At 48.6% G+C, this 25,643-nt stretch carries 33 protein-coding genes and 1 pseudogene; 15 read left to right on the plus strand and 19 right to left on the minus strand.

Annotation, left to right across the window (positions count from 1 at the left end; genetic code table 11):
* Positions 1 to 4 precede the first annotated feature (4 nt).
* The 4 genes from cheZ to flhE all read left to right on the plus strand — a co-directional run bounded on the left by cheZ (position 5) and on the right by flhE (position 4,448).
* Positions 5 to 649: a protein phosphatase CheZ gene (gene cheZ, locus FQZ95_RS19915; RefSeq protein ID WP_000983609.1), complete on the plus strand. Its 645-nt coding sequence runs from the start codon at positions 5 to 7 to the stop codon at positions 647 to 649.
* A 187-nt stretch (positions 650 to 836) separates the two neighbouring features.
* Entirely contained in the window at positions 837 to 1,985 is a 1,149-nt protein-coding gene (gene flhB / locus FQZ95_RS19920; protein ID WP_115738581.1) for a flagellar biosynthesis protein FlhB, read from the plus strand.
* The gene (gene flhA, locus FQZ95_RS19925) at positions 1,978 to 4,056 is read left to right on the plus strand and encodes a flagellar biosynthesis protein FlhA (RefSeq protein WP_000066967.1); all 2,079 of its coding nucleotides are present in this window, start codon (positions 1,978 to 1,980) and stop codon (positions 4,054 to 4,056) included. Before flhB ends, flhA begins: the two co-directional genes overlap by 8 nt.
* A complete protein-coding gene (gene flhE / locus FQZ95_RS19930; protein ID WP_001202066.1) occupies positions 4,056 to 4,448 on the plus strand; it encodes a flagellar protein FlhE in 393 nt (130 codons plus the stop codon). The genes flhA and flhE overlap by 1 nt, the downstream gene beginning before the upstream one ends.
* A 120-nt stretch (positions 4,449 to 4,568) precedes the next feature.
* Here the strand turns inward: flhE and FQZ95_RS19935 are convergent, their stop codons facing one another.
* Positions 4,569 to 5,057: a lysozyme inhibitor LprI family protein gene (locus FQZ95_RS19935; protein ID WP_001370468.1), complete on the minus strand. Its 489-nt coding sequence runs from the start codon at positions 5,055 to 5,057 to the stop codon at positions 4,569 to 4,571.
* 90 nt (positions 5,058 to 5,147) lie between these two features.
* Here FQZ95_RS19935 and yecV point away from each other — a divergent pair, with 90 nt between their 5' ends.
* Positions 5,148 to 5,192 (plus strand): protein YecV, encoded by a 45-nt coding sequence (gene yecV / locus FQZ95_RS26535; protein ID WP_211180499.1) that lies wholly within the window; start codon positions 5,148 to 5,150, stop codon positions 5,190 to 5,192.
* A gap of 41 nt (positions 5,193 to 5,233) precedes the next feature.
* On the opposite strand, the gene argS is transcribed toward yecV, so the two are convergent.
* Entirely contained in the window at positions 5,234 to 6,967 is a 1,734-nt protein-coding gene (gene argS / locus FQZ95_RS19940; protein ID WP_001025314.1) for an arginine--tRNA ligase, read from the minus strand.
* A gap of 215 nt (positions 6,968 to 7,182) precedes the next feature.
* Here argS and FQZ95_RS19945 point away from each other — a divergent pair, with 215 nt between their 5' ends.
* The 4 genes from FQZ95_RS19945 (at position 7,183) to torZ (ending at position 12,449) form a co-directional block, all read left to right on the plus strand.
* Entirely contained in the window at positions 7,183 to 7,749 is a 567-nt protein-coding gene (locus FQZ95_RS19945) for a VOC family protein (RefSeq protein WP_032184433.1), read from the plus strand.
* A gap of 13 nt (positions 7,750 to 7,762) precedes the next feature.
* Entirely contained in the window at positions 7,763 to 8,509 is a 747-nt protein-coding gene (cutC, locus tag FQZ95_RS19950) for a copper homeostasis protein CutC (protein WP_001185733.1), read from the plus strand.
* A gap of 385 nt (positions 8,510 to 8,894) precedes the next feature.
* Complete coding sequence (locus tag FQZ95_RS19955) at positions 8,895 to 9,995, plus strand: NapC/NirT family cytochrome c (protein WP_032184432.1); 1,101 nt, start codon at positions 8,895 to 8,897, stop codon at positions 9,993 to 9,995.
* 24 nt (positions 9,996 to 10,019) lie between these two features.
* Positions 10,020 to 12,449: a trimethylamine N-oxide reductase TorZ gene (torZ, locus tag FQZ95_RS19960; protein WP_032184431.1), complete on the plus strand. Its 2,430-nt coding sequence runs from the start codon at positions 10,020 to 10,022 to the stop codon at positions 12,447 to 12,449.
* A gap of 164 nt (positions 12,450 to 12,613) precedes the next feature.
* Here the strand turns inward: torZ and cmoB are convergent, their stop codons facing one another.
* The 16 genes from cmoB to FQZ95_RS20035 form a co-directional block, all read right to left on the minus strand.
* Positions 12,614 to 13,585 (minus strand): tRNA 5-methoxyuridine(34)/uridine 5-oxyacetic acid(34) synthase CmoB, encoded by a 972-nt coding sequence (cmoB, locus tag FQZ95_RS19965; RefSeq protein ID WP_000564758.1) that lies wholly within the window; start codon positions 13,583 to 13,585, stop codon positions 12,614 to 12,616.
* Positions 13,582 to 14,325 (minus strand): carboxy-S-adenosyl-L-methionine synthase CmoA, encoded by a 744-nt coding sequence (gene cmoA / locus FQZ95_RS19970; protein ID WP_000019597.1) that lies wholly within the window; start codon positions 14,323 to 14,325, stop codon positions 13,582 to 13,584. The genes cmoB and cmoA overlap by 4 nt, the downstream gene beginning before the upstream one ends.
* Before the next feature lie 40 nt (positions 14,326 to 14,365).
* Positions 14,366 to 14,761 (minus strand): MAPEG family protein, encoded by a 396-nt coding sequence (locus tag FQZ95_RS19975; protein WP_000252980.1) that lies wholly within the window; start codon positions 14,759 to 14,761, stop codon positions 14,366 to 14,368.
* Positions 14,762 to 14,813: 52 nt separating this feature from the next.
* Positions 14,814 to 15,584, minus strand: a complete 771-nt coding sequence (locus FQZ95_RS19980; RefSeq protein ID WP_160530576.1) for a DUF72 domain-containing protein — start codon at positions 15,582 to 15,584, stop codon at positions 14,814 to 14,816.
* Entirely contained in the window at positions 15,566 to 16,879 is a 1,314-nt protein-coding gene (locus FQZ95_RS19985; protein WP_000361996.1) for a tyrosine-type recombinase/integrase, read from the minus strand. Before FQZ95_RS19985 ends, FQZ95_RS19980 begins: the two co-directional genes overlap by 19 nt.
* A 55-nt stretch (positions 16,880 to 16,934) precedes the next feature.
* The gene (locus FQZ95_RS19990) at positions 16,935 to 17,171 is read right to left on the minus strand and encodes an excisionase family protein (RefSeq protein WP_000528717.1); all 237 of its coding nucleotides are present in this window, start codon (positions 17,169 to 17,171) and stop codon (positions 16,935 to 16,937) included.
* An 8-nt stretch (positions 17,172 to 17,179) separates the two neighbouring features.
* Positions 17,180 to 17,326 (minus strand): hypothetical protein, encoded by a 147-nt coding sequence (locus tag FQZ95_RS19995; protein ID WP_001030144.1) that lies wholly within the window; start codon positions 17,324 to 17,326, stop codon positions 17,180 to 17,182.
* A gap of 3 nt (positions 17,327 to 17,329) precedes the next feature.
* Positions 17,330 to 17,572, minus strand: coding sequence for a DUF4222 domain-containing protein (locus FQZ95_RS20000; protein ID WP_021558719.1), 243 nt, complete (start codon positions 17,570 to 17,572; stop codon positions 17,330 to 17,332).
* Between the two features lie 31 nt (positions 17,573 to 17,603).
* On the minus strand, positions 17,604 to 17,975 hold the full coding sequence (locus tag FQZ95_RS20005) for a DUF5406 family protein (protein WP_001695578.1): 372 nt from the start codon (positions 17,973 to 17,975) through the stop codon (positions 17,604 to 17,606).
* A gap of 40 nt (positions 17,976 to 18,015) precedes the next feature.
* Positions 18,016 to 18,843 carry an SPFH domain-containing protein gene (locus FQZ95_RS20010; RefSeq protein WP_000720008.1) on the minus strand — a complete coding sequence of 276 codons (828 nt, stop codon included), beginning with the start codon at positions 18,841 to 18,843 and terminating at the stop codon, positions 18,016 to 18,018.
* The gene (locus FQZ95_RS26540) at positions 18,840 to 19,028 is read right to left on the minus strand and encodes a hypothetical protein (protein WP_001242070.1); all 189 of its coding nucleotides are present in this window, start codon (positions 19,026 to 19,028) and stop codon (positions 18,840 to 18,842) included. Before FQZ95_RS26540 ends, FQZ95_RS20010 begins: the two co-directional genes overlap by 4 nt.
* A 177-nt stretch (positions 19,029 to 19,205) precedes the next feature.
* A complete protein-coding gene (locus FQZ95_RS20015) occupies positions 19,206 to 19,787 on the minus strand; it encodes a hypothetical protein (protein WP_012565120.1) in 582 nt (193 codons plus the stop codon).
* Positions 19,784 to 19,972 (minus strand): hypothetical protein, encoded by a 189-nt coding sequence (locus FQZ95_RS20020; RefSeq protein ID WP_000660644.1) that lies wholly within the window; start codon positions 19,970 to 19,972, stop codon positions 19,784 to 19,786. Before FQZ95_RS20020 ends, FQZ95_RS20015 begins: the two co-directional genes overlap by 4 nt.
* Before the next feature lie 196 nt (positions 19,973 to 20,168).
* Positions 20,169 to 20,375, minus strand: coding sequence for a hypothetical protein (locus FQZ95_RS20025; protein ID WP_000141090.1), 207 nt, complete (start codon positions 20,373 to 20,375; stop codon positions 20,169 to 20,171).
* 287 nt (positions 20,376 to 20,662) lie between these two features.
* On the minus strand, positions 20,663 to 21,211 hold the full coding sequence (locus FQZ95_RS20030; protein ID WP_032327430.1) for a helix-turn-helix domain-containing protein: 549 nt from the start codon (positions 21,209 to 21,211) through the stop codon (positions 20,663 to 20,665).
* 145 nt (positions 21,212 to 21,356) lie between these two features.
* Positions 21,357 to 22,046, minus strand: coding sequence for an XRE family transcriptional regulator (locus tag FQZ95_RS20035; RefSeq protein ID WP_000800136.1), 690 nt, complete (start codon positions 22,044 to 22,046; stop codon positions 21,357 to 21,359).
* 133 nt (positions 22,047 to 22,179) lie between these two features.
* Between FQZ95_RS20035 and FQZ95_RS20040 the strand changes: the two genes are divergently transcribed.
* Entirely contained in the window at positions 22,180 to 22,452 is a 273-nt protein-coding gene (locus FQZ95_RS20040) for a transcriptional regulator (RefSeq protein ID WP_001695592.1), read from the plus strand.
* Between the two features lie 70 nt (positions 22,453 to 22,522).
* Here the strand turns inward: FQZ95_RS20040 and FQZ95_RS20045 are convergent, their stop codons facing one another.
* Positions 22,523 to 22,816, minus strand: a complete 294-nt coding sequence (locus tag FQZ95_RS20045) for a hypothetical protein (RefSeq protein ID WP_000867914.1) — start codon at positions 22,814 to 22,816, stop codon at positions 22,523 to 22,525.
* Between the two features lie 119 nt (positions 22,817 to 22,935).
* Between FQZ95_RS20045 and FQZ95_RS20050 the strand changes: the two genes are divergently transcribed.
* The 5 genes and pseudogenes from FQZ95_RS20050 to FQZ95_RS20070 form a co-directional block, all read left to right on the plus strand.
* On the plus strand, positions 22,936 to 23,643 hold the full coding sequence (locus FQZ95_RS20050) for a Rha family transcriptional regulator (RefSeq protein ID WP_001406052.1): 708 nt from the start codon (positions 22,936 to 22,938) through the stop codon (positions 23,641 to 23,643).
* Between the two features lie 113 nt (positions 23,644 to 23,756).
* Positions 23,757 to 24,422, plus strand: coding sequence for an ash family protein (locus FQZ95_RS20055; protein ID WP_160530571.1), 666 nt, complete (start codon positions 23,757 to 23,759; stop codon positions 24,420 to 24,422).
* Positions 24,415 to 24,648: a hypothetical protein gene (locus FQZ95_RS20060; protein WP_000336163.1), complete on the plus strand. Its 234-nt coding sequence runs from the start codon at positions 24,415 to 24,417 to the stop codon at positions 24,646 to 24,648. Before FQZ95_RS20055 ends, FQZ95_RS20060 begins: the two co-directional genes overlap by 8 nt.
* Positions 24,645 to 24,869, plus strand: a complete 225-nt coding sequence (locus FQZ95_RS20065) for a hypothetical protein (protein WP_000621185.1) — start codon at positions 24,645 to 24,647, stop codon at positions 24,867 to 24,869. The genes FQZ95_RS20060 and FQZ95_RS20065 overlap by 4 nt, the downstream gene beginning before the upstream one ends.
* Positions 24,866 to 25,612: pseudogene (locus FQZ95_RS20070) on the plus strand (helix-turn-helix domain-containing protein); the annotation flags it as partial. The gene FQZ95_RS20065 and the pseudogene FQZ95_RS20070, both read left to right, overlap by 4 nt.
* Positions 25,613 to 25,643 lie beyond the last annotated feature (31 nt).

The raw sequence follows: 25,643 nt of genomic DNA on the forward strand, positions 1-25,643 counted from the left end.
GACTATGATGCAACCATCAATCAAACCTGCTGACGAGCATTCAGCTGGCGATATCATTGCGCGCATCGGCAGCCTGACGCGTATGTTGCGCGACAGTTTGCGCGAGCTGGGGCTGGATCAGGCAATTGCCGAAGCGGCGGAAGCCATCCCCGATGCCCGCGATCGTTTGTACTATGTTGTGCAGATGACTGCCCAGGCTGCAGAGCGGGCGCTGAACAGTGTTGAAGCGTCACAACCACATCAGGATCAAATGGAGAAATCAGCAAAAGCATTAACCCAACGTTGGGATGACTGGTTTGCCGATCCGATTGACCTTGCCGATGCCCGTGAACTGGTGACAGATACGCGGCAATTTCTGGCAGATGTCCCCGCGCATACCAGCTTTACTAACGCGCAACTACTGGAAATCATGATGGCGCAGGATTTTCAGGACCTCACCGGACAGGTCATTAAGCGGATGATGGATGTCATTCAGGAGATCGAACGTCAATTGCTGATGGTGCTGTTGGAAAACATCCCGGAACAGGAGTCGCGTCCAAAACGTGAAAACCAGAGTTTGCTTAATGGACCTCAGGTTGATACCAGCAAAGCCGGTGTGGTAGCCAGTCAGGATCAGGTGGACGATTTGTTGGATAGTCTTGGATTTTGATTTGTATTGCCTGATGTGGCGTAACCGCGTCATATCAGGCGATGACGCCGCATCCGACAAACGCACACCATGCTTGATGTGTGCAGCAAAAGCCCTAAATCCCCCCTGTTTTGCCCCTTACTCAGACCATTGAACGCTTGTCGCTCTGGCATCATTCACGCTTAATACTCTTTCCAGGATTGGCGACGTGTCTGACGAGAGCGACGACAAAACAGAAGCCCCCACACCCCACCGACTTGAAAAAGCGCGGGAGGAGGGGCAGATCCCGCGTTCCCGTGAACTGACCTCACTGCTGATTTTGTTGGTGGGCGTCTGTGTTATCTGGTTTGGCGGTGTGTCGCTGGCCCGTCGATTGTCGGGCATGCTCTCCGCTGGGCTGCATTTTGATCACAATATTATCAATGACCCGAATCTGATCCTCGGGCAGATTATTCTGCTGATCAGAGAAGCCATGCTGGCGCTGCTGCCACTGATTAGCGGCGTGGTGCTGGTGGCGCTCATTTCTCCGGTCATGCTGGGAGGGCTGGTATTTAGCGGAAAATCCTTGCAGCCGAAGTTTTCCAAACTCAACCCGCTACCGGGGATTAAACGGATGTTCTCGGCACAGACTGGCGCGGAGTTGCTTAAAGCGATTTTGAAAACCATCCTGGTTGGCAGCGTGACGGGGTTTTATCTCTGGCATCACTGGCCGCAGATGATGCGCTTAATGGCTGAGTCTCCGATTACTGCCATGGGTAATGCGATGGATCTGGTTGGGCTATGCGCACTGCTGGTGGTGCTTGGTGTTATTCCGATGGTGGGATTTGACGTTTTTTTCCAAATCTTTAGCCACCTGAAAAAGCTGCGAATGTCGCGGCAGGATATTCGTGATGAGTTCAAACAAAGCGAAGGCGATCCTCATGTTAAAGGGCGGATCCGTCAGATGCAGCGAGCTGCCGCGCGGCGTCGGATGATGAACGATGTGCCGAAAGCGGATGTCATTGTCAATAACCCGACCCACTATTCGGTAGCGTTGCAGTATGACGAAAACAAAATGAGCGCACCGAAAGTGGTCGCTAAAGGTGCAGGGCTGGTCGCACTGCGCATTCGTGAAATTGGCGCTGAAAATAACGTCCCGACGCTTGAAGCGCCGCCGCTGGCGCGAGCGCTGTATCGACATGCGGAGATCGGTCAACAAATCCCAGGCCAACTGTACGCCGCGGTGGCGGAGGTGCTGGCCTGGGTCTGGCAACTGAAACGCTGGCGTCTGGCTGGCGGACAGCGCCCTGTTCAACCTACTCATCTTCCGGTGCCGGAAGCCCTGGATTTTATTAACGAGAAACCGACCCATGAGTAATCTGGCCGCGATGCTGCGCCTGCCCGCAAACCTGAAATCGACACAATGGCAGATCCTTGCCGGACCGATTTTGATCCTGTTGATCTTGTCGATGATGGTGCTGCCCCTGCCCGCATTCATACTCGACCTGCTGTTCACCTTCAATATTGCCTTGTCGATCATGGTGTTGCTGGTCGCGATGTTTACCCAGCGCACGCTCGAGTTTGCTGCGTTTCCGACCATTCTGTTGTTTACCACCCTGTTACGTCTGGCACTTAACGTGGCTTCAACCCGTATCATTTTGATGGAAGGGCATACTGGCGCGGCGGCGGCAGGAAAGGTGGTCGAAGCGTTCGGTCACTTCCTCGTTGGTGGCAATTTCGCTATCGGTATCGTGGTGTTCGTCATTCTCGTGATCATCAACTTTATGGTTATTACCAAAGGTGCCGGGCGTATCGCAGAAGTAGGCGCGCGCTTTGTTCTCGATGGTATGCCAGGAAAGCAGATGGCGATTGATGCCGACCTTAACGCCGGACTGATTGGTGAAGATGAGGCGAAAAAACGCCGCAGTGAAGTCACTCAGGAAGCCGATTTTTACGGCTCAATGGACGGGGCAAGTAAGTTTGTTCGCGGCGATGCCATCGCCGGGATCCTCATCATGGTCATTAACGTTGTCGGCGGATTGCTGGTCGGTGTGCTGCAACATGGCATGAGCATGGGACATGCGGCGGAAAGTTATACGCTATTGACCATTGGTGACGGTCTGGTAGCACAAATTCCGGCGCTGGTGATTTCTACCGCCGCGGGGGTTATCGTTACGCGCGTCAGCACTGATCAGGATGTTGGCGAACAGATGGTGAATCAGCTTTTCAGTAACCCGAGCGTTATGTTGTTAAGCGCCGCCGTGCTCGGTTTACTCGGCCTGGTGCCTGGAATGCCGAACCTGGTATTTTTGCTGTTCACTGCCGGATTGCTGGGGCTGGCCTGGTGGATCCGCGGACGCGAACAAAAAGCGCCTGCCGAACCAAAACCGGTAAAAATGGCAGAGAATAATGCCGTTGTCGAAGCAACGTGGAACGATGTTCAACTGGAAGATTCTCTGGGAATGGAAGTGGGTTATCGACTGATCCCGATGGTCGATTTTCAGCAGGATGGTGAACTACTGGGTCGTATTCGCAGTATTCGCAAGAAATTTGCTCAGGAAATGGGCTTTCTGCCGCCGGTAGTACACATTCGCGACAATATGGATCTGCAACCTGCCCGCTACCGTATTTTGATGAAAGGCGTGGAGATAGGCAGTGGTGATGCATATCCGGGGCGCTGGTTGGCAATAAACCCAGGTACCGCAGCTGGAACGTTACCTGGAGAGGCGACCGTCGATCCGGCATTTGGTCTGAATGCTATCTGGATTGAAAGTGCGCTAAAAGAACAGGCGCAGATTCAAGGGTATACCGTGGTTGAGGCCAGCACGGTGGTGGCTACGCATCTTAACCACCTCATAAGCCAGCATGCCGCAGAGCTGTTTGGTCGTCAGGAGGCGCAACAGTTGCTGGATCGTGTCGCTCAGGAGATGCCAAAGCTGACGGAAGATCTCGTGCCTGGCGTCGTCACGCTCACCACACTGCATAAAGTGCTGCAAAATCTGCTCGATGAAAAAGTCCCGATTCGCGATATGCGCACCATTCTCGAAACGCTGGCGGAACATGCGCCCATCCAAAGCGATCCACATGAATTAACCGCCGTCGTGCGCGTGGCGTTAGGACGGGCTATAACCCAGCAGTGGTTTCCTGGCAAAGATGAAGTCCATGTTATTGGCCTCGATACACCGCTGGAACGTTTGTTACTACAGGCCTTGCAGGGTGGGGGCGGACTGGAGCCTGGGCTGGCGGATCGTTTACTGGCACAAACTCAGGAAGCGCTATCCCGTCAGGAGATGCTGGGTGCGCCGCCAGTATTATTGGTGAACCACGCGCTGCGACCATTATTGTCTCGCTTCCTGCGTCGCAGCCTGCCGCAGTTAGTGGTGCTGTCGAATCTGGAACTATCAGATAACCGACATATCCGTATGACGGCGACGATTGGCGGCAAATAATGAGAGCCTTATTAGCAATATTATTGTTTCCGCTGCTGGCGCAAGCCGCCGGGGAGGGGATGTGGCAGGCGAGCAGTGTGGGCGTTACGTTGAATCACCGTGGTGAATCGATGTCGTCAGCGCCTCTTTCTTCGCGACAACCTGCATCAGGATTGATGACGCTGGTTGCGTGGCGTTATCAGCTTATCGGCCCAACTCCCGTAGGGCTGCGGGTTCGCTTGTGTTCACAATCTCGTTGTGTCGAATTAGAGGGGCAGAGCGGAACCACCGTGGCCTTTTCCGGTATACCGGCGGCAGAACCGTTGCGATTTATCTGGGAAGTGCCTGGCGGCGGGCGGTTAATTCCGCCGCTAAAAGTACAACGTAATGAAGTGATTGTGAATTATCGCTGAAGGACAAATAAAAATTACGCGCTCGCGGCATGTTTAATAACTCAGTGAAAAGGGCTCGATGTTTTGTTGCAATTATTTATCAGGAATAGCTTGCAACAAAACATGCCAAAAATATGTGAATTATCCTCTTGTCAAAGGGCTTGGATAAAAATCTTCAGAGTTACGGTATAACTGCAACTGGCGAGTTCGCGTATTGGTCTGTATGATCATACATGAGAGCCATTCTGATTCAGAATAAGGGGCACTTAAATCCTGAACGTCTTCATTTGAAAGGATTAATTCACATTCTTTGTCCCTAAAATCCAGCCAGGCTCGTTGTGATTTTTTAAGCAAGTTAAGTTGTTCGGTATCAGGTTTTTTGACACCTGTGCGTGGTACTTGTTCTATATAACGATAAGCTTCACCATAAGCTTTATTTAATTGCGCATCGACGAGATTGTATTCTTGTCGCAGGCATGATTTGATCACGTTAATGTCAGTATCATCATCTGAATTTTTTTGCCAACAATCTTTGATGGCTGAAATGTCATGGTCATTGACTATAACCGTATCTTCTGCGTAAGCCTGGCAAGAGATAATGCCTAATGTTAATACAAGAAATTTAAACACTGCGGTATTCCTTAAATTCAACCGTTATCGTTTCCCTGGGGCCGGATATTACGCTTCTGGCCTCTTATCCAACAGTGAGAAAACAGTGGCATGTCCATTTTCAGAATACATTTAGATGGCAATAAAAAAGCCTGATCAGGTAATCCTGATCAGGCTTCACTCTCACGAAAAATCGATTACATACGCTCTACTGTCTCAATACCCAGCGTATCCAGGCCCAGCTTCAGCGTCTTCGCCGTCAGTTGTGCCAGTTTCAGACGACTGTTACGCACTTCTTCGTTTTCTGCGCTGAGGATCGGGCAGTGCTCGTAGAAGCCAGAGAACAGACCGGCCAGATCGTACAGGTAAGCACACATCACGTGCGGCGTGCCTTCACGGGCAACCACGGTGAGGGTTTCTTCAAACTGCAGCAGGCGAGCTGCCAGTTGCGCTTCACGATCTTCACGGATGATTACCGGAGCTGCAGCCAGTTGCTCTTCGTCAATTTCTGCTTTACGGAACACGGACAATACACGCGTGTATGCATACTGCATGTATGGCGCGGTATTACCCTCAAACGCCAGCATGTTGTCCCAGTCGAAGATGTAGTCCGTGGTGCGGTTTTTGGAGAGATCTGCGTATTTCACCGCACCAATACCAACCGCATTAGCCAGTTTTTCCAGCTCATCGGCTGGCATATCCGGGTTCTTCTCTGCCACCAGACGGCGTGCGCGTTCCAGGGCTTCATCCAGCAGGTCTGCCAGTTTCACTGTACCACCCGCGCGGGTTTTGAACGGTTTGCCGTCTTTGCCCAGCATCATGCCGAACATGTGGTGTTCCAGCGGTACGGATTCCGGTACATAGCCTGCTTTACGGACGATAGCCCACGCCTGCATCAGGTGTTGATGCTGGCGGGAGTCGATGTAATACAGCACGCGATCGGCATGCAATGTTTCATAACGATATTTCGCACAGGCGATATCAGTGGTGGTGTAGAGATAGCCGCCATCTTTCTTCTGAATGATCACGCCCATCGGTTCGCCTTCCTTGTTTTTGAACTCATCAAGGAATACGACGGTTGCGCCTTCGCTTTCTACAGCCAGACCTTTGGCTTTGAGATCAGCCACGATACCCGGCAGCATCGGGTTGTACAGGCTTTCGCCCATCACGTCATCACGGGTCAGCGTCACGTTCAGACGATCGTAGGTGATCTGGTTCTGCGTCATGGTGATGTCGACCAGTTTGCGCCACATCTCACGGAAGTATTCGTCACCGCTTTGCAGTTTTACCACGTAGTTACGTGCACGCTCAGCGAACGCTTCATCTTCATCGTAATGCTTTTTCGCATCGCGGTAGAAACCTTCAAGATCAGCCAGCTCCATTTCACCGGCATTTTCCTGCTGCTGCTTTTCCAGCCATGCAATCAGCATACCGAACTGAGTGCCCCAGTCGCCGACGTGGTTTGCGCGAATCACTTTGTGACCGAGGAACTCCAGAGTACGCACTGCTGCGTCACCAATAATGGTAGAGCGCAGGTGACCGACGTGCATCTCTTTCGCCACGTTTGGCGCAGAGTAGTCAACCACAATGGTCTGTTTTTCTGGCGTAGCAACACCGAGACGATCGGACGCCAGCGCCTGCTGAACATGTTCAGCCAGGAATGCCGGATCAAGGAAAATGTTGATAAAACCTGGTCCGGCGATCTCAACCTTGCTGGCGATACCGTTAAGATCCAGATGAGTCAGCACCTGCTCTGCTAATTGTCGCGGTGCCATACCCAGTTTTTTAGCAACTGCCATCATGCCGTTAGCCTGATAGTCGCCGAACTGAACTTTTGCTGACTGACGAACCTGCGGTTCGCAATCCGCAGGCGCGCCTGCCGCAATCATGGCCTGACGGACTTTTTCTGAGAGAAGAGCCTGAATATTCACCGGAATACCTTACATTGATGAAGCGAGCAAAAATTGCCCGCACCAGTTAAAGAAATTAGGGCGGGAGTATACTGCAAATGGCTGTTTTCGTCAGCAACGTGCGCGTGGTGTATTGCCGTTTTCACTATTGCATCAGAAGCGGCGTGAAATCAGCGGTTGGTTGGCGCAGGGCAACAGGGTAAATTAACGCTTTTACTGAAAGACGAAGAGTGATTATGGCGAACTGGCAATCTATCGACGAGCTGCAGGATATTGCATCGGATTTACCGCGATTTACCCACGCATTAGATGAACTTTCCCGCCGTCTGGGGTTGGATATCACTCCACTGACTGCCGATCACATTTCTTTGCGTTGCCATCAAAACGTCACCGCTGAACGCTGGCGTCGCGGGTTTGAACAGTGCGGCGAGCTTTTGTCAGAAAATATGATCAATAGCAGGCCGATTTGTCTGTTTAAATTGCATGAACCGGTACAGGTTGCGCACTGGCAGTTTTCCATTGTCGAGCTACCGTGGCCCGGGGAAAAACGTTACCCGCACGAAGGTTGGGAACATATTGAAATCGTTCTGCCGGGCGATCCAGAAACGCTGAATTCCCGTGCGCTGGCATTGCTTTCTGATGAAGGACTCAGCCTGCCGGGGATCTCAGTTAAAACCAGTTCGCCAAAAGGTGAGCATGAGCGATTACCGAACCCGACGCTGGCGGTCACCGATGGCAAAACGACCATTAAATTTCATCCGTGGTCCATTGAAGAGATCGTTGCCAGCGAGCAGTCGGCGTAATTAAGGAGCAAAAATGGCATTACTGGAAATTTGCTGTTACAGCATGGAATGCGCGCTAACGGCGCAGCAAAACGGCGCAGACAGAGTTGAATTATGCGCAGCCCCAAAAGAGGGGGGCTTAACGCCGTCGTTGGGGGTATTGAAATCCGTGCGCCAGCGGGTGACGATCCCTGTGCATCCAATTATTCGCCCACGCGGTGGTGATTTTTGCTACAGCGACGGTGAGTTTGCCGCCATTCTTGAGGATGTGCGCACAGTCCGCGAATTAGGTTTTCCTGGACTGGTGACGGGCGTTCTCGATGTTGACGGGAATGTCGATATGCCACGAATGGAAAAAATAATGGCTGCTGCCGGTCCGCTGGCAGTGACTTTTCATCGCGCCTTCGATATGTGCGCTAACCCTTTAAATACACTCAATAATCTTGCGGAATTGGGCGTTGCTCGGGTACTGACATCAGGGCAAAAATCAGACGCACTGCAAGGTTTATCAAAAATTATGGAACTTATTGCCCATGGTGATGCTCCAATCATTATGGCCGGAGCAGGAGTCCGTGCAGAAAACCTGCACCACTTCCTCGATGCCGGAGTGCTGGAAGTCCATAGCTCCGCGGGAGCGTGGCAAGCCTCACCAATGCGTTATCGTAATCAAGGATTGTCCATGTCATCAGATGCACACGCGGACGAGTATTCGCGTTATGTCGTAGACGGGGCGGCGGTTGCTGAAATGAAAGGAATCATTGAACGCCGTCAGGCCAAATGATTTTTACCGTTGCATCATGTCGCCCAATATGATGCTTGCTCGTACCAGGCCCCTGCAATTTCAACAGGGGCCTTTTTTTATCCCCGAGAAGTATAAAAAACGAACGATTTCTGTAATCAGTTGAGCGCGTGACAGTGCGCATAGCGTTGTGCTAAAAATTTTTATATATTCATATTAATTATGTAATTTAAATTACTAAAACTGACAAATATATATTCTAAATAACAACTGAGTTATTCCTTAGCAATTAATGATTACATTGTAATAAATCATATTCTTTATCGATTATTTCAGGCAGTGTTGTGCCGAATTATGCAAGCGGTCAATTCGTTGTATATTTAATTATACAATGATTTCGGTGTTCTGGAATTAATTAGAGGAATCTATGCGAGGGAAAAAACGCATTGGGTTATTATTTTTGCTGATAACGGTTGTGGTTGGTGGCGGCGGGTTATTACTGGCGCAAAAAGCCTTACATAAAACGTCGGATACCGCATTTTGCCTTTCCTGCCACTCGATGAGTAAACCTTTTGAGGAATATCAGGGAACTGTCCACTTTTCTAACCAGAAAGGGATACGTGCGGAATGTGCCGATTGCCATATTCCAAAGTCAGGGGTGGATTATTTATTTGCTAAATTAAAAGCTTCTAAAGATATTTATCATGAATTTGTTAGCGGCAAAATAGACAGTGACGATAAGTTCGAAGCGCATCGTCAGGAAATGGCCGAAACAGTATGGAAAGAATTAAAAGCAACTGATTCTGCAACGTGTCGTAGTTGCCATTCTTTTGATGCCATGGATATTGCCTCGCAAAGTGAATCTGCGCAGAAAATGCATAACAAAGCGCAAAAGGACGGCGAAACCTGTATCGATTGTCATAAAGGCATTGCCCATTTTCCACCAGAAATAAAAATGGATGACAACGCGGCGCATGAGCTGGAAAGTCAGGCCGCTACTTCAGTTACCAATGGCGCACATATTTATCCTTTCAAAACTTCTCGCATAGGCGAGCTGGCTACCGTGAATCCTGGTACCGATCTCACCGTCGTTGATGCCAGTGGCAAACAGCCGATCGTTCTGTTGCAGGGTTATCAAATGCAGGGCAGTGAAAACACGCTCTACCTGGCGGCAGGTCAACGGCTGGCGCTAGCCACATTAAGTGAAGAAGGTATCAAGGCGTTAACGGTAAACGGGGAATGGCAGGCTGACGAATACGGCAATCAATGGCGTCAGGCGTCTTTACAGGGTGTGCTTACCGATCCCGCATTAGCGGACCGTAAACCGCTATGGCAATACGCTGAAAAACTTGACGATACCTATTGCGCTGGTTGCCATGCCCCTATTGCCTCCGACCATTACACCGTCAATGCATGGCCGTCCATTGCCAAAGGAATGGGTGCGCGAACCAGCATGAGCGAAAACGAACTGGACATTTTGACGCGGTACTTCCAGTACAACGCCAAAGATATTACCGAGAAACAGTGATCCTCGTTGATCAGGGAGGAAGTTATGACATTAACAAGACGTGAATTTATTAAACACAGCGGTATTGCCGCTGGGGCGCTGGTGGTGACATCGGCTGCACCGCTACCCGCATGGGCAGAAGAGAAGGGGGGCAAAATCCTCACCGCGGGCCGTTGGGGAGCGATGAACGTAGAAGTGAAGGACGGGAAGATTGTTTCTTCGACAGGCGCGCTGGCGAAAACCATACCGAACTCCTTACAGTCTACGGCGGCGGATCAGGTACATACAACGGCGCGTATTCAGCATCCGATGGTGAGAAAAAGCTATCTCGATAATCCACTACAACCGGCGAAAGGTCGTGGCGAAGATACCTATGTACAGGTGAGCTGGGAACAAGCATTAAAACTGATTCATGGGCAACACGATCGTATTCGTAAAGCTAACGGACCATCGGCCATTTTTGCCGGATCTTACGGCTGGCGCTCTTCTGGCGTGTTGCATAAAGCGCAAACCTTACTGCAACGTTATATGAATCTTGCGGGCGGTTATTCAGGGCATAGCGGCGATTATTCAACCGGGGCGGCACAGGTAATCATGCCGCACGTGGTGGGTTCCGTGGAGGTGTATGAACAGCAGACCTCCTGGCCACTGATTCTGGAAAACAGTCAGGTGGTGGTGTTGTGGGGGATGAACCCGCTGAATACCTTAAAAATTGCCTGGAGCAGTACCGATGAGCAAGGGCTGGAATACTTCCATCAGCTGAAAAAATCTGGCAAACCAGTGATTGCTATCGACCCTATTCGTTCCGAAACTATTGAGTTCTTTGGCGACAATGCTACCTGGATCGCGCCAAATATGGGCACCGACGTGGCGCTGATGTTGGGGATTGCACATACCCTGATGACACTAGGCAAACACGATAAAGTGTTCCTTGAAAAATACACCACCGGGTATCCGCAGTTTGAAGAGTATCTGACAGGTAAGAGCGATAATACGCCGAAGAGCGCGGCCTGGGCGGCGGAAATTACTGGCGTAGCGGAAGCGCAGATAGTCAAACTCGCTGAACTGATGGCGGCAAATCGCACAATGCTGATGGCAGGCTGGGGAATTCAGCGCCAGCAATATGGTGAACAGAAACACTGGATGCTGGTGACGCTGGCGGCGATGTTAGGGCAGATTGGTACACCGGGCGGCGGGTTTGGTTTCTCTTATCATTACTCAAACGGTGGCAACCCGACGCGTGTTGGCGGAGTGCTGCCGGAAATGTCTGCGGCGATTGCCGGACAGGCCAGCGAGGCCGCTGATGATGGCGGAATGACGGCGATTCCTGTCGCCCGTATTGTTGATGCGCTGGAAAATCCTGGCGGCAAATATCAGCATAACGGTAAAGAACAAACGTATCCGAATATCAAAATGATCTGGTGGGCGGGTGGCGGTAACTTTACCCATCACCAGGATACTAATCGTCTGATTAAAGCATGGCAGAAACCGGAGATGATCGTCGTTTCTGAATGCTACTGGACCGCAGCTGCTAAACATGCAGATATCGTATTACCGATCACCACATCGTTTGAGCGCAATGACTTGACGATGACCGGTGATTACAGCAACCAGCATATTGTACCGATGAAGCAGGCTGTCGCTCCGCAATTTGAAGCGCGTAACGATTTTGATGTGTTTGCCGATCTTGCTGAATTACTCAAACCTGGCGGAAAAGAGATCTATACCGAAGGTAGAGATGAAATGGCGTGGCTGAAATTTTTCTATGATGCCGCTCAGAAAGGTGCGCGTGCGCAACGCGTGACTATGCCGATGTTTAATGCTTTCTGGCAGCAAAATAAACTGATCGAAATGCGCCGCAGCGAGAAGAACGAACAGTACGTTCGTTATGCTGATTTCCGCGCCGATCCGGTGAAAAATGCGCTGGGTACGCCAAGCGGCAAAATTGAGATCTACTCTAAAACGCTGGAAAAATTTGGCTATAAGGATTGTCCGGCACACCCAACCTGGCTTGCGCCTGATGAGTGGAAGGGTGCCGCCGACGAGAAACAGTTGCAGCTTCTGACCGCGCATCCGGCACACCGTTTACACAGTCAGCTTAACTATGCTGAGTTGCGTAAAAAATATGCGGTTGCCGATCGTGAACCGATCACTATTCACACCGAAGATGCTGCTCGCTTTGGTATTGCGAATGGCGATCTGGTGCGTGTCTGGAACAAACGTGGTCAGATTCTGACAGGCGCGGTGGTGACTGACGGGATCAAAAAAGGCGTGGTATGCGTGCATGAAGGTGCATGGCCAGATCTGGAAAATGGCTTGTGTAAAAACGGCAGTGCGAACGTGTTAACGGCGGATATCCCCAGCTCTCAGCTGGCAAATGCCTGTGCCGGTAACTCTGCGCTGGTGTATATCGAAAAATATACGGGCAATGCACCGAAGTTAACGGCGTTTGATCAGCCAGCTGTTCAGGCATAAGACGTGAAAAGCGCCCGGAAACGGGCGCTGAGGTTATGCAAACGTAAAACTGCCTGATGCGCTATGCTTATCAGACCTACATAGTCCCTGCAACATATTGAATTACAAAGGCTTTGTAGGCCGGATAAGGCGTTCACGCCGCATCCGGCAGTAATACCAGACCTTTACGGCTTGCGCGCAATCAGTACCGCGCGTTTAGGCGCAGGATAGCCTTCCACCGTTTTACCCGGATCATGTGGGTCGAGGAAATCGGACAGAGACTCGGTGACCATCCATTCGGTGCGTCGCTGCTCTTCGGTCGTGGTAACGCTCACATCCGCAATGCGGATATCAACAAAACCACACTTCTTCAGCCAGTTTTTCAACGCCAGGGCTGACGGGATGAAATAAACATTACGCATTTGCGCGTAACGATCGCCTGGCACCAGGACGGTATTTTCATCGCCATCAATAACCAGTGTTTCCAGCACCAGTTCACCTTCATTCACCAGTTGATCTTTTAACTGCCAGAGATGCTCCAGCGGTGAACGACGATGATAAAGTACGCCCATCGAAAAGACGGTATCAAAGGCTTTCAGCGCCGGAAGTTGTTCAATCCCTAAGGGCAACAGATGCGCCCGTTGGTCGTTACCCAATAGTTTACGCACCGCTTCAAACTGGCATAGGAACAGTTGCGTAGGGTCGATACCCACCGCCAGATGTGCGCCTGCGCCAATCATGCGCCACATGTGATAACCGCTGCCGCAGCCGACATCAAGAATGGTGCGCCCGGTTAAATCAGAAAGATGGGGCAGAACACGATCCCATTTCCAGTCAGAACGCCATTCGGTATCGATGTTCACGCCATACAGCGAAAACGGCCCTTTGCGCCACGGCATGAGGTTGCGCATCAGTGTTTCAATGCGCTTAATCTGCCCGGCGCTCAGTGGCTCTTCGCTTTCTGCCGTCACGCTATGTAGTAAATCAAGACGATACGGTTTAATTTCAGGCAGAAATTCCACCGCATTGGACCACTGTTTAAACAGACCGTGCTGCTGTTCGCGCTGCCAGCTGGCAATCTGCGCGGGCAGCGTTTCCAGCCAGTGTGAAAGATGATTTTTGGCAATCAGAGAATAAAAGTTACCAAAGTCGATCATGCAGCGTCCTCTGCTTTTAATGCCACCAGTGAACCAAAGTTAAAGCACTGGAACCATAGCTCGCTATGTTCAAAACCGGCTTGATGCAGGCGAGCTTTATGTGTTTCCACGGAATCGGTCAGCATCACATTTTCCAGCATGCTGCGCTTCTGGCTGATCTCCAGTTCGCTGTAACCGTTGGCACGTTTAAAGTCGTGGTGCATGTTGAACAGCAGTTCACCAACTTTGGCATCTTCGAAACTGAATTTTTCTGAAAGCACCAGCGCGCCGCCCGGATTCAGCCCTTGATAAATTTTATCCAGTAACGCCTGACGCTCTGAAGGTTCCAGGAATTGCAGGGTAAAATTCAGCACAACCATCGATGCATTTTCAATGGTGATATCGCGAATATCACCTTCAATAACGTCTACTGGCGTAGGGGCTTTATAAGCGTCAATATGACGACGGCAGCGTTCAATCATCGCCGGAGAGTTGTCGATGGCGATAATTTTGCAATTATCATGATGAATATTGCGACGCACTGAGAGCGTCGCCGCGCCCAGAGAACAACCCAGATCGTAAACCTGCGTACCAGGTTGAACGAAGCGTTCGGCTAACATACCAATCATGGAAATAATATTGGAGTAGCCGGGAACGGAACGCTGGATCATATCCGGGAAGACTTCGGCTACCCGTTCATCAAAGGTCCAGTCGCCCAGTCTGGCGATAGGGGCAGAAAATAGCGTGTCGCGGTGAGACATAACGTAAAAATCCGGGAAAAAGAAAGTGGCGTATTGTGCGCTAACGCAGGGAGAAAACCAACTCCCAGGGCATATACCAAAGATTCGCCAGCACCATCAGCAACAGCGCACACCAGGTGGCGCTCATGCCAGAACGTCGCCAGCGGAACAGACGGTGATGAAAACCGTAATAATGCATCAGACGACCAGCAAGCAAAACGATGCCGCAAATATGCACCATCCAGGTTTCGGCGCCATTCATTTCCATAAACAGCATCAACACAATCGCGATGGGAATATACTCCACCGCGTTACCATGAATGCGAATAGCGCTTTGCAGTTCGCTAAAACCGCCGTCACCATAGGCAACGCGGTACTGCATACGCAGGCGAACGACATCAAAAGAGAACTTCATTAATAACAACGCACTTAAAACGGCATACAGCGCGCTTACCATACAAACTCCCTTTAAAATGGCCGATGGCACCTGTCTATGATAGGTGGCAAATTCAGAAAAGAGAAGATTGCTGTGGAATAGCCGGAACTGCTCCGATCTCTGGAAGTGTTTTACGTAAGCCTTCCCACAGGGTATGTACCAGTTCCGGTGCCTGGGCAATATCTGGCGTATGTAAAAAAAGATAAGGCGTAGTGGTCTGATGCCACTGCGCTAATTTTTGTAACCAAACCTGAAACAACTCTCGGTTTTGCGTCATATCATCACTACCGATAAAACGGATCAGCGGATTTGTCGCCGTCAGCACAGCATGTACGGGAACTTTAGGTTTTTTCCGTTGAGCGTCGCGAATAGCTTCACTGTGTGGGCGTGCTGCATGAACCGGGCGGCTGTCTAAAATCACCCGATTAACGCCGCGCTGATGTAAACCGCGATTAAGTGTTTGTTCCTCTTCCCCTTTGGCGAAAAACTGTGGATGGCGGACTTCCACACCATAATTAAACTCGCCGGGAATAGAGTCGAGAAAATGCCAAAGCGCAGGCAGATCCCGTGGGCCAAATGTGGCAGGCAGTTGCAGCCAGTATTGCCCAATGCGCGGCGCTAACGGTGACAAGCGAGTCAAAAATTCAGTTACTAAATCATCGCAATGCCGTAATGCTGCCTGATGCGAAATGGTCGCCGGAAACTTAAAACAGAAGCGGAAGTCATCTGTGGTCTGCTCACGCCAGCGCAGGACAACCTCGGGTTTCGGCAGAGCGTATAGCGTGGTGTTGCCCTCCACACAGTTAACATGACGGGTATTGAAGGCTAACCCACTGATTTTAATAAGTCTCTTGTGTCACTTTGGTGACCATGGGACATCATTGGGACATAATCTGCCAGCTTCTGATTCAGCATTGCGATCTGTTCTGCATTACTGTCAGTCATCCATGCTCCGTATACATTGAACACCATCTGGGCACTTGCATGGCCCATCTGGCTGGCAATGAAGCTTGGGTTTGCTCCGGCAGATAATGACCAGCACGCATAAGTGTGTCGTGACTGGTATGCTTTCCGGTGCCTGATGCCCGCACGCTTAATGGCTGTTTCCCATGAGTCGCCAATGGAATCTACCTTGTAGATAAAACCGACCTGTTTGCTTTTTCTAACCACCTGGGGGTTAAATACGAAAGTACATTCATGATTCACTGAACGCCCATATTCACGTAGTTGAACCTTGATGTGGTGCTGCTTACCCAGTCTTGTCATTTCAGCCTGATTTTTCAGGACACTGATAGCAGGCTGGATAAGATGCACAACCCTGTTTGTACTTGCTTCAGTTTTAGGTAGAGTGAACTCACCGAGTTTCGTATAATTGCGCCTGATAGTAATAGTTCCTGCTTTCAGATCGATATCTTCCCAGGCCAGGGAGACCAGTTCACCGTGACGCATTCCTGTGTACACAGCCAATGACCACAGGTTTTTCGTCTGCTGATGTCGGCAAGCATCTATCAGGCGAATAAATTCGTCACGAGTTAGCGGATCTGGCTCTGCCCTGGCTCTTTTAAGAGGCTTAATTCCCTGGAAGGGATTTGCTTCTAAGTAACCGTGATCTGCAGCAAACTGAAACATTCCAGCGATTGTCGTCATGTAATAATTTACAGTAACGACGCTCCGTCCTTTTGCTGCTGCTTTGTTTTTCGTTGAATTCTGATACCCGGTCAGCAAATCTTTCCTGATATACAGCAATTCCTCTTTAGTTACCGATGACACCAGTCTGCTGCCTCCAATTTTCGGAACCATCGTTCTTGCAACGGATTCATAGCGATTGAATGCATTTGCAGAGATTTCCATTCGTTTCAGATCCAGCCACTTTTCTTCAAGTTCCTTCACCGTAATTTCTTTTTTATTTACCCCAAAAGCCTTGAGGTTAGGAGAGTCAGGGAACTGCGCAGCGTAATCAAAGTTTCCTGTACGAATAGCAAAACATACAGATGTCCGCAGCTCTCCGGCGATCTTCCTGTTCTTGGCAGTGTCAGGGACACCAAGATTTTCCCTGACACGTTTACCTTTAAAATTAAACCAGATGCGTAATGTGCCACCGTGGTTTTCGACGCCTGTTGGATATTTGACTTTATCCATTGATACCTCCAGACGCCCAAGAGCGATACGAGCTTACATACTTCATGGCATTAAATCACCCAGGTTGTTTGTTTTTCATTGAAGCGACCCAGGCATCTATTGCTTTTCTGTTATACATACATTCGCTGGATGGCTTTGGATTACCGTCTGGTGATACGTGAATATACTCTCTTCCTACCATCCAGCATTCTTTCCGGGCCCGGAGAATTGTGCCTGGTTTGAGCCCGGTAATTGCGATAAGAACGCTTTCACAAACCCATTCATTGGGAGCCAGTTGAATCACATTGCCCATGCATTACCTCACACAACACTCAGCCCACGGCAGTGGCACCACACTTCAAACATTCGTTTCACAATTTCACGGCTGTAGAAACCGTCAACATCTCGCGTCAGGTCATAGCGATTGCCGTAACGCTGGCGTACCCATAGCTCAAACGCTTTATTCATTCTTTATTTCCTTTTCATGGCCCGTAATTTTTTCAGATGAGTTTCCTGTTCTGTTTCTGCCAGAATTTGTCGGTATTCCTGGTGATCGAGCCGTTCAAACAGTTCATTAAAATCGTTTATTTTTACCGACTGTGTTCGCCCATCCATTCTTCTGTACAACACAGTGTTATTTATGCAGCGAATAATTTTTACCGGGTAACCGGCACTGTCGGTATACAGTTGTCCCTGATTAATCAAAGCGAACATTTTTTCTCCTGCTCTCTGAATAGTGAGAACTTCAGAGCCGTATGTTTGTAGCGGGTTCAATACTGATAATTTCTGCTGAGATAAGCATCCCGGCAAGCCAGAGTTCTCCGGACAGGTCTTCATCCTGACATATCAGTTCGCCAATATTAATGGTGGCCATGATATCTGTTCCCCCTGTGCGCTCATCCTCGACTTCTTCATAAGGCAGTGTTGCGTACAGGCTTTCAATAGCGCAACTGATAACATCCAGTCCGGTCAGATTGCCGCCGACAGTAACTTCGAATGTTTCGCGGTATTCCCATAACCCGAAAGTTAATCGAACGGTTTGTTTTGCCATACGTCCGCATGACGTCAGATTCGGGTCATAGTTCATTATTTGCGGTTGGGCATTATGGGTGTTCATCTGCTTTTCCCTTAGCCCGGCGGTCTGCCGGGCGTATAAGTTATTTAACCTGGATAAATGGTGTACTGGCACCGCTGGTCATGTATTGCGGCAGTGTGCCGTTCCATTTATTAATGGCTTCCAGTTCCATAACACCAGGGTTCTGGCGCAGAGCTTCACCGCGTAAACGAATAGCATCGGCTTCGGCCTGGGCTTTTGTGCGAATGGCGTCAGCCTGTCCGGCAGCTTCCGCGCGCAACATGTTGGCTTCCGCTTCGCGCTGTTTTACTTCCTGTTCGCGTTGCAGGGTCTTCTGGTTTGCCGTGACTTTGGCATTAATGCTGTCGATAACGGTTGGCGGGTACTCCGGCTTACCCACATATGAGAGACTCATTACCTGAATACCGATGGGCGTCATTTCTGCCTGAATGTCTTTAAGGGCTGCATCCAGCAGCTCAGACTTGCCGCCGTCGATAAATTTGTCAGTGGTCATTTTGCTGGCCAGTCGGTTGAGTGCGTCGGCGATCTTCTGGCGCAGGTCAGTGTCGGTAATGTCATCCACGCCTTTGCGGTAGGTCTGAAACACCGTGGTAACTTTGGATGGATCAACTTTGTAGGCCACGCCAATGTGATAGCCGATGGTTGTACCGTCACTCATCTGGAAACTGAACGGTTCATCGTAGGTCTTCATTTGCTTGAAGGTGGGGAAGATGTAAACTTCAGTATTCCAGCCAGTCCAGTAGCGACCAACACCGACCACCTCACCGACGCCTTTGTCGTCGCCCAGTTTATTTACCTTGATGCCAACATTACCTGGTTCAACGCGATCGCAACCGACAAGGCCAATAGTCGGCAGAACAATGGCTAAAGCAAAAATAATTTTTTTCATCTTTTATCCTTAGTGAAAGAAAGACCCTTGTAAATGGCATAAATGCAGGGCGGGGTCAGAAACGCCAGTGCAAAGCCAGAAATAACTGCTATCGTATCCTTCATGGATATAAGGAACGGAACAAGTAATCCGTAAATACATGCGATAATTGCCAGTAAAATTACTATTGTGAAATACAGTCTCATTGGTCTGTGGTATCCCGATATTTTTAACCGACTGACAGCACAATAAAGAGAATAATGATTTCAGTTAGTGTCAGTACTGTGGCAAGGATTAAAATCAGTTTTACTCTGTTTAATTCACGGTTGCTTTTCATACAAACGGTTAGTAAAAAACTGGAAGAATTATTTTCTTCTTAATATTTAATGTGTCACTGGCGCTTCTGGCATACCATGAGTATTCAGGTCGTTAATCATTTCATCCAGAAGGAGTTCAAGCCCTTCGCGCCCCATAGCAGAAACAATGAAACCATTATCAGGATCTGCGATGAGCATATTTTGATAGAGAAACAGAACTCGCCCCATGCCTTCAGCTTCGCCATATTTTTCAATAAATCCCCATTCGACATGGTTTTGCAGGGCAATGCGAAGTGGTCCTGGGTATATACTCATGCAACCATGCTTCCCCTTATAAATAACAGCGCGATCTGTAGTTCCGTTATCGTTAGGGATATCAATGGTGCCGTTCTTGCCTTCTTCTTCATTTATAAACGTCGTCACATACAGCCATCGCCATTGAGCAATCTTCATATCGACTGAAAATCGTCCCAGTAATCCGGCATCATCGGCTTCAGCAATACATTGCATAATTCTTAAACCGTGAGAATTTGGATAATCGTATTCACCATCATTAAGCCGCTGTACGGCCTCAACATAATCAATGGTTGTATTGCCAATTTTTATGCCATGTGGCGTAACTTCTGGTCGGAACTCTGAATGATTCATAATGTTTGCTCCTTTGCTGGTGGAATAATCGTGTAGCCAGCTCTTTTTGCCATCCACAGAAATGTATCCATGCAGCCAACGAATTCATTATCCAACAGATGTTTTGAGTAAATTACTTCACCATTTTCAATGGTTAGCAACACTCTTACTTTTTTATGTGTTATGTTCTGTTGTTTTTCTTTCATTTATTTATCTCCCATATGCTTTGCGCAAATACAGGTTGGCTATATGAAGATAAGAATCTCTATGTTGTGCAATGAGGCAGGCAGTTTTATACGATGCCTTATGTTTCAGGAAGGTCATAACATAATCTCCTGCGAATAAAGATTGCAACAATCCCCGGCGATAAAACCGTAATAAACATTCAGGGAATATTTATTGTTATTGCGCTAATTCTTTTTCGGCAGCAGATTTTGCATATTCACATGCAAAATTCAGAATTTCGCTGCCAAGTGTTTTTGTTTCGTGATTACTGGACATATGTAATACCTGTGTTGCATGCAATAAATGATAAACATTTACCGCAAATGAGTCCGGCTCCAGACAAATGCCTTCATAATCATCTTGTTGTGAGGTTGTTTCTGTCATTGCTCCTGAAGTGCATGCGAGCCTGTTTTTGACAATTCTCTTTCCTCTAATCACTATATCGGCAACATCTATTGCCTTTACAACCTCCGGGAGAAGTTCCGGGTTTGTATAATCAAAGTCATCAACATGGAGAACAGTTATGTTTTCGAACTTTTTCATGGCTTCCTCAGCTGACTTATATGTTCTGCTATATAGCGAGTCTCAGAAGTGTTTTCATATTGAGACTGTTTCCGCAATGATTGATAAAAATGTTCGCATGTACCTTGAGGGGCGAAGCGGCGATTATGTCACCATTGGTATTGGTTCTTCCGTAGAAGAGCTTCGCGAGATAAGGAGCAAACTTGTTGAGATGCGTCATGGTGTTGCTGCTCCTCACTTTTTGGTTGCTCCGGAGGAGTAACCTCGCCAGTTAACAGCCACATCGGATCGCAGCCAAGAATATTTGCCAGTGGGATAAGCATACTGATGGTTGGTTCATACTCTCCGCTCTCCCACTGAATGATGATTTCTTCATCGAGATCGAGCAGCCTGGCGAGTTCGGCGGTTGTTAAGCCGCAGGCTTCGCGTTGGGTGCGAAGGTTAACCAGCCAGCTTTTAGGGAAGGATTGTTTTTGTTGTGCAGGAGAAGCCGCAGATAGGGCATATTCATGGATAAATTCCATTACCTCAATGCCCAGTTCCTTTGAGCGAGCACAATCCAGAAGATGGAATGTGCGTACAGCACTTAGCAAATTTGCAATATTTAATGCAAAGGAATCAAGTTCTAAGCCTTCAAGCGTAACACAGCCGCAGTTGATAAAATTAGTTGTTTCTGGAGTTGCTTTTAGTGTCTTCATATACCCGCCAACAATTTTAAATTGAATTTAATCAAGTTATAATTGATGGCGCGATATTATGCTTTGAGAAATAGGCTGTCAAGAAAAAATTGATATCGTGTGTTTTAGGCAGAAAAAAACGGGCAAAGCCCGTTAAAATCAAAGACTAACCAAATCTGTTTATATTGAATGGTACTGATGAGATCACTTTAGACTGGATATAAAGCAGAGCTAACCCCTCTTTTTCGATGCTCCATGGTTGATAATTGGGGTTATCAGATAACACCATGATTTTGCTTCCAATTTTTTGAAGTCTTTTCACGTAGCATTCTCCATCAAAACAAAATGCATAAATGCCATCGCCATCAAAATAAGTTACTGTCTTATCGAGAAAAAGAAGGTCGCCAGGTGAGATTGTGGGAGCCATACTGTCTCCTCTGGCGTTACCTATTTCTATATTTTTGAATGCCCGATTTCCAACAAGGCGTCGGGCATATTCAGGATCAAGTTCTATTGAGCGCACTACATCTATCAAGTCACCACGGACATGAGTTCCATCACCGCAACTAAACTCAACATCAAGGACATTAAACACGACGCTATCTGTTCTTGTCTGGTGTTTCTCTTGCGAGGAAAAGGTTGGTGAGGAGTCTTCACCTAAGAACCAGGATTGTGGATAACCGCTAATCTCGGATAAATGCGCGAGCTTATCACTCCGTGGAAATGTTTTTCCTGTTGTCCAGTACTGCACTGATTGCGCACTCACACCTAACTTGCGGGCCAGTTGAGCCTGAGTCCATCCTTTTGCTTTCAGCATCGCGGCTATTCGATTTTCCGTGTTTTTGACGTTCTTCATGACCAAATCCTGTGGGTTTCTTTACAAGGATAAATCTTTACTTGATTTTAGTGTATTCGATCCTTTTGCAACTTGCATGTTAATTTAAACTTGATGTATTCTTGATTTATAAAGTTAATATTGGTGCTTTGTTATGAAAGGAAATGATTACGACAAACTTCGTGCATTAATTGCGCAAAATGCCATAGCGCGAAATCTTGGTGTGACGCCGCAAGCGGTGAATCAGTGGTTTTCAAAAAACACAATTCCTGCTCGTTTCGTTTTACGCGTATGTGAAGTAGTTGCATGGAAGGTCACGCCACATGGCTTAAGGCCAGATCTTTATCCTCACCCTGAAGATGGAATTCCTGATTCGTTACGCAAAATTTCAAATCCAAGCTTAGCGCACACAGAGGACGAGAAGTGATGGTGGTGATATGAGCGAAAAAATAACTATTAAATACGATGGGGCAACCATTTCGATTGCCCCAATCACATTAGCGTTCGCTGAGAAGTTGTTGGTAAGCCTTAAAGGATGCGAACTGCATTCTACCTTCGGCATTGATTCCAATGCCTTCGCTTGTACACCAGGTGATGAACTCGGCTGTATCCGCTTCAACTTTAATAACTCGTTGCCCGCTTCTTTCGACACGCTTAATCAATTTTTCAGCGTCGTGTTTCCACTCGGTGTAACTGTCGGAGAGCACATCAGCATCAGTAAAAATATTTTTGAGCTCATGATACTGAATCGCATCGCGAAACCAGAATAAACCAACGGCCTGAACTTTCATGTCGAACCTCCTTTGGTTCTTTTGTTTATAGGGATCAAAAGGATAACTGAAGGAAGGTTCGGCACCAATAAGTACGAATGTGCGGAATCTTAAAAGAATTTATCCGTAAGGAGATGGCAGTGAACACCGCAATTTTTAACGACAAAGCATCCATGACCAGCGTTGAGATCGCAGAGCTGGTGGGTAGTCAGCACTCAGATGTTAAACGTAGTATCGAACGCCTGGTTGCTAAAAACATCATCCGGAAACCGCCAATGGCTGTTTCCGAGAAAATCAATAACTTAGGTTTTAAAGTTCAATATGAGCATTACCTGTTTGAAGGAGAACAAGGTAAGCGCGACAGCATCATTGTCGTCGCACAGCTCTGCCCTGAATTCACTGCTCGCCTGGTAGATCGCTGGCGTGAACTGGAAGAACAGATCCGTAAGCCAATGAGCGAAATTGAAATGGTTGCTGCGATGGCTCTTGAAGCCGTTCGTCAGCAGAAACGGATCACTCAGGTGGAAGAAAAAGTCAGCCATGTTGCCGAAACAGTTGAGCAAATCAAAAGGGGTACCATTCGTGAGGGCTATGCCGGATATCGCCAACTGAAAGCAAAAACCGGTTTGTCAGATGATAAATGCCGCAATCTGGTGAATGCCTATCAAATTCCTACAGACACCCATGAGTTCATGACGCCGGACGGATTGTTGTCACGTCGCGCAATTGTTGCTGTGGAACCGTTTATGGCTGCTTTTTATCGGGTTATGGAGGAAGCAGAACCGCGAGGGACTCGCTGGTATCACCCGAAAATGGGGTTATTTCAGGTTATTGGTTGGCAGCGGTGAAAAAAAGCCGGGTAGTGACCCGGCTCGCTCAACGTTAGTAAAGGCAACTTCACAAAAGAAGTAAGCCAGTAACATCCAAGAACATTTGCGTTAGTAAAAATACCAGTAAGCATATGAATGTTTCAAGCCTAAATATTGATTCTGCAATTTCGGGACGTTACACTGTTCTGGCACCTTATAAAGCGGGTGTCGGGATTGGAACCCCGGAATTGCATACGGCGATATATGACGCGCCAGCGTCTTTTTTATCGTCCGCGCTCACGCACGCCAGAATTATGGTGGGCTGGGCAGGGGAGCCGAAAGGCTCGCCGGTTTCCGTATGCGCCGGTAGTTCCAACCCTGTCCAGTTCACCACCAGTGAGATTGGAACCTCCGGTGGTGGAAGTTATCCATTGCATACGGAGGCTGCCATCATGGCTACAGTCCCAACTTCCCCATACCTGAAAATCGAAGTCGTCAACGGCAAAGCTGTTATTTTCTCCCTGCATGTTGCCTGCCACTTTAAGCGCATGCACCAGAACATCGTCGACAAAATCGAGTATCTGAACTGCTCACGTGAATTCTTCTCCCGTAATTTCATTCCGGGTACTTACCACGTGTATGGCGATTCCCTGCGTGGTTATTACATCACCCTTGATGGTCTGATGATGCTTCAGCTTGGGTTAAGTCTGCGCACAATGCGGTACTACGAGAGCTGTATTGAAGCATTTCATGAGGCCGAAACCAGCCTGACTCACACTGCTTTCCGCTGTAATCAACGGGAGGAGCGTCATGTGTAATAACCATTATTCAGATACCACTGTTACGGTAATTAAAACTCTGATGGATGCGCTTATTGACATCTCTGTTATTGCAGACAGGGCGCATAAGCACGCCACCAGTGAAACAGAATATGCCGGGACTTTCGTTCCTCATTCACTGGCTGTCATGCAAATTAGCGCCGACCAGGCGCTGGAAACAGCCAGTAAAATGCTCATGGCTGATGTGCAGGAGGTACATCCATGATTCGCCGCATCGTTAATTCCCTGTATCACCGATACAACCGTTGCCCCCGTGTGGGGCAGTGGTTCGCCACCAGCAACGGTCACGTTCTGCGGGTTTGCCTGGTCAGCACCGAAAGCCAGAAAGTCGTGTGTGAATTACTGGGGCGTAACTACACCATTAGCTATCCGTTGATGGCGTTTCAGTCCGGAAAAATGTTTAAACGCCTGGGAGGTGTGTTATGAGCATGGAGCTGATGGTGAAAGCGATGAAAATTCGCGTGGGAAATCCGTTGCGAAAACTGGTTCTGATTAAGCTGGCTGATAATGCCAGCGATCAGGGCGAGTGCTGGCCCAGCTATCAGCATATTGCTGATCAGTGCGAGATTAGCAAACGTTCTGTGATGAATCATATTACGGCTCTTTGTGAATCCGGACTGGTAAAAAAAGTTTCCCGGAAAGGTGAAAAAGGGAACTCGAGCAATATTTATCTTCTTCGTCTTGATGGTGCAAAAGATTCACCAGGGGGTAGTGCAAATAATTCACTACCTAGTGCAGCAAATTCACCAGGTGGTGCAGGAGTTGCACCAGGGGGTAGTGCAGGAGATTCACCCAGAACCAGTCACTCTTTTGAACCAGTCAAAGAACCAGTCAATGAACCAACAATTGGCGCACCCGCTGACGCGTCTGCACCAGCGCGCTCTGCCCGACAGGAATATTCACCGGAATTTGAACAGGCCTGGCAGGAATATCCCAAACGTGCTGGTGGCAATTCCAAGTCAGCAGCCTTCAAAGCCTGGAAAGCCCGTATCAGGGAGGGAATAAAACCGGAGACCATGCTTGATGGTGTGAGACGTTATGCCGCCTGGGTACGTGCTACAGGAAATACCGGCACACAGTTCGTGAAGCAGGCCGCGACGTTCTTTGGACCCGATCGTCACTTCGAAGAATTCTGGCAACAGCCAGCCGCTCCCGGAGGTGGGCGACAGCGACAGGTCGATGTCCTGGCTGGCCTGGGAG

The sequence above is a fragment of the Escherichia sp. HH41S genome, from assembly GCF_009820115.1.
GTDB classification, from domain to species: Bacteria; Pseudomonadota; Gammaproteobacteria; order Enterobacterales; family Enterobacteriaceae; genus Escherichia; species Escherichia coli_F.

Excerpts from the sequence above, each read along its gene's own strand:
- cheZ (WP_000983609.1), top strand. The coding sequence starts at position 5 with ATGATGCAACCATCAATCAAACCTGCTGACGAGCATTCAGCTGGCGAT.
- flhA (WP_000066967.1), top strand. The coding sequence starts at position 1,978 with ATGAGTAATCTGGCCGCGATGCTGCGCCTGCCCGCAAACCTGAAATCG.
- flhE (WP_001202066.1), top strand. The coding sequence starts at position 4,056 with ATGAGAGCCTTATTAGCAATATTATTGTTTCCGCTGCTGGCGCAAGCC.
- FQZ95_RS19945 (WP_032184433.1), top strand. The coding sequence starts at position 7,183 with ATGGCGAACTGGCAATCTATCGACGAGCTGCAGGATATTGCATCGGAT.
- cutC (WP_001185733.1), top strand. The coding sequence starts at position 7,763 with ATGGCATTACTGGAAATTTGCTGTTACAGCATGGAATGCGCGCTAACG.
- FQZ95_RS19955 (WP_032184432.1), top strand. The coding sequence starts at position 8,895 with ATGCGAGGGAAAAAACGCATTGGGTTATTATTTTTGCTGATAACGGTT.
- torZ (WP_032184431.1), top strand. The coding sequence starts at position 10,020 with ATGACATTAACAAGACGTGAATTTATTAAACACAGCGGTATTGCCGCT.
- cmoB (WP_000564758.1), bottom strand. The coding sequence starts at position 13,585 with ATGATCGACTTTGGTAACTTTTATTCTCTGATTGCCAAAAATCATCTT.
- cmoA (WP_000019597.1), bottom strand. The coding sequence starts at position 14,325 with ATGTCTCACCGCGACACGCTATTTTCTGCCCCTATCGCCAGACTGGGC.
- FQZ95_RS19975 (WP_000252980.1), bottom strand. The coding sequence starts at position 14,761 with ATGGTAAGCGCGCTGTATGCCGTTTTAAGTGCGTTGTTATTAATGAAG.
- FQZ95_RS19985 (WP_000361996.1), bottom strand. The coding sequence starts at position 16,879 with ATGGATAAAGTCAAATATCCAACAGGCGTCGAAAACCACGGTGGCACA.
- FQZ95_RS19990 (WP_000528717.1), bottom strand. The coding sequence starts at position 17,171 with ATGGGCAATGTGATTCAACTGGCTCCCAATGAATGGGTTTGTGAAAGC.
- FQZ95_RS19995 (WP_001030144.1), bottom strand. The coding sequence starts at position 17,326 with ATGAATAAAGCGTTTGAGCTATGGGTACGCCAGCGTTACGGCAATCGC.
- FQZ95_RS20000 (WP_021558719.1), bottom strand. The coding sequence starts at position 17,572 with ATGTTCGCTTTGATTAATCAGGGACAACTGTATACCGACAGTGCCGGT.
- FQZ95_RS20005 (WP_001695578.1), bottom strand. The coding sequence starts at position 17,975 with ATGAACACCCATAATGCCCAACCGCAAATAATGAACTATGACCCGAAT.
- FQZ95_RS20010 (WP_000720008.1), bottom strand. The coding sequence starts at position 18,843 with ATGAAAAAAATTATTTTTGCTTTAGCCATTGTTCTGCCGACTATTGGC.
- FQZ95_RS26540 (WP_001242070.1), bottom strand. The coding sequence starts at position 19,028 with ATGAGACTGTATTTCACAATAGTAATTTTACTGGCAATTATCGCATGT.
- FQZ95_RS20015 (WP_012565120.1), bottom strand. The coding sequence starts at position 19,787 with ATGAATCATTCAGAGTTCCGACCAGAAGTTACGCCACATGGCATAAAA.
- FQZ95_RS20020 (WP_000660644.1), bottom strand. The coding sequence starts at position 19,972 with ATGAAAGAAAAACAACAGAACATAACACATAAAAAAGTAAGAGTGTTG.
- FQZ95_RS20025 (WP_000141090.1), bottom strand. The coding sequence starts at position 20,375 with ATGACAGAAACAACCTCACAACAAGATGATTATGAAGGCATTTGTCTG.
- FQZ95_RS20030 (WP_032327430.1), bottom strand. The coding sequence starts at position 21,211 with ATGAAGACACTAAAAGCAACTCCAGAAACAACTAATTTTATCAACTGC.
- FQZ95_RS20035 (WP_000800136.1), bottom strand. The coding sequence starts at position 22,046 with ATGAAGAACGTCAAAAACACGGAAAATCGAATAGCCGCGATGCTGAAA.
- FQZ95_RS20040 (WP_001695592.1), top strand. The coding sequence starts at position 22,180 with ATGAAAGGAAATGATTACGACAAACTTCGTGCATTAATTGCGCAAAAT.
- FQZ95_RS20045 (WP_000867914.1), bottom strand. The coding sequence starts at position 22,816 with ATGAAAGTTCAGGCCGTTGGTTTATTCTGGTTTCGCGATGCGATTCAG.
- FQZ95_RS20055 (WP_160530571.1), top strand. The coding sequence starts at position 23,757 with ATGAATGTTTCAAGCCTAAATATTGATTCTGCAATTTCGGGACGTTAC.
- FQZ95_RS20060 (WP_000336163.1), top strand. The coding sequence starts at position 24,415 with ATGTGTAATAACCATTATTCAGATACCACTGTTACGGTAATTAAAACT.
- FQZ95_RS20065 (WP_000621185.1), top strand. The coding sequence starts at position 24,645 with ATGATTCGCCGCATCGTTAATTCCCTGTATCACCGATACAACCGTTGC.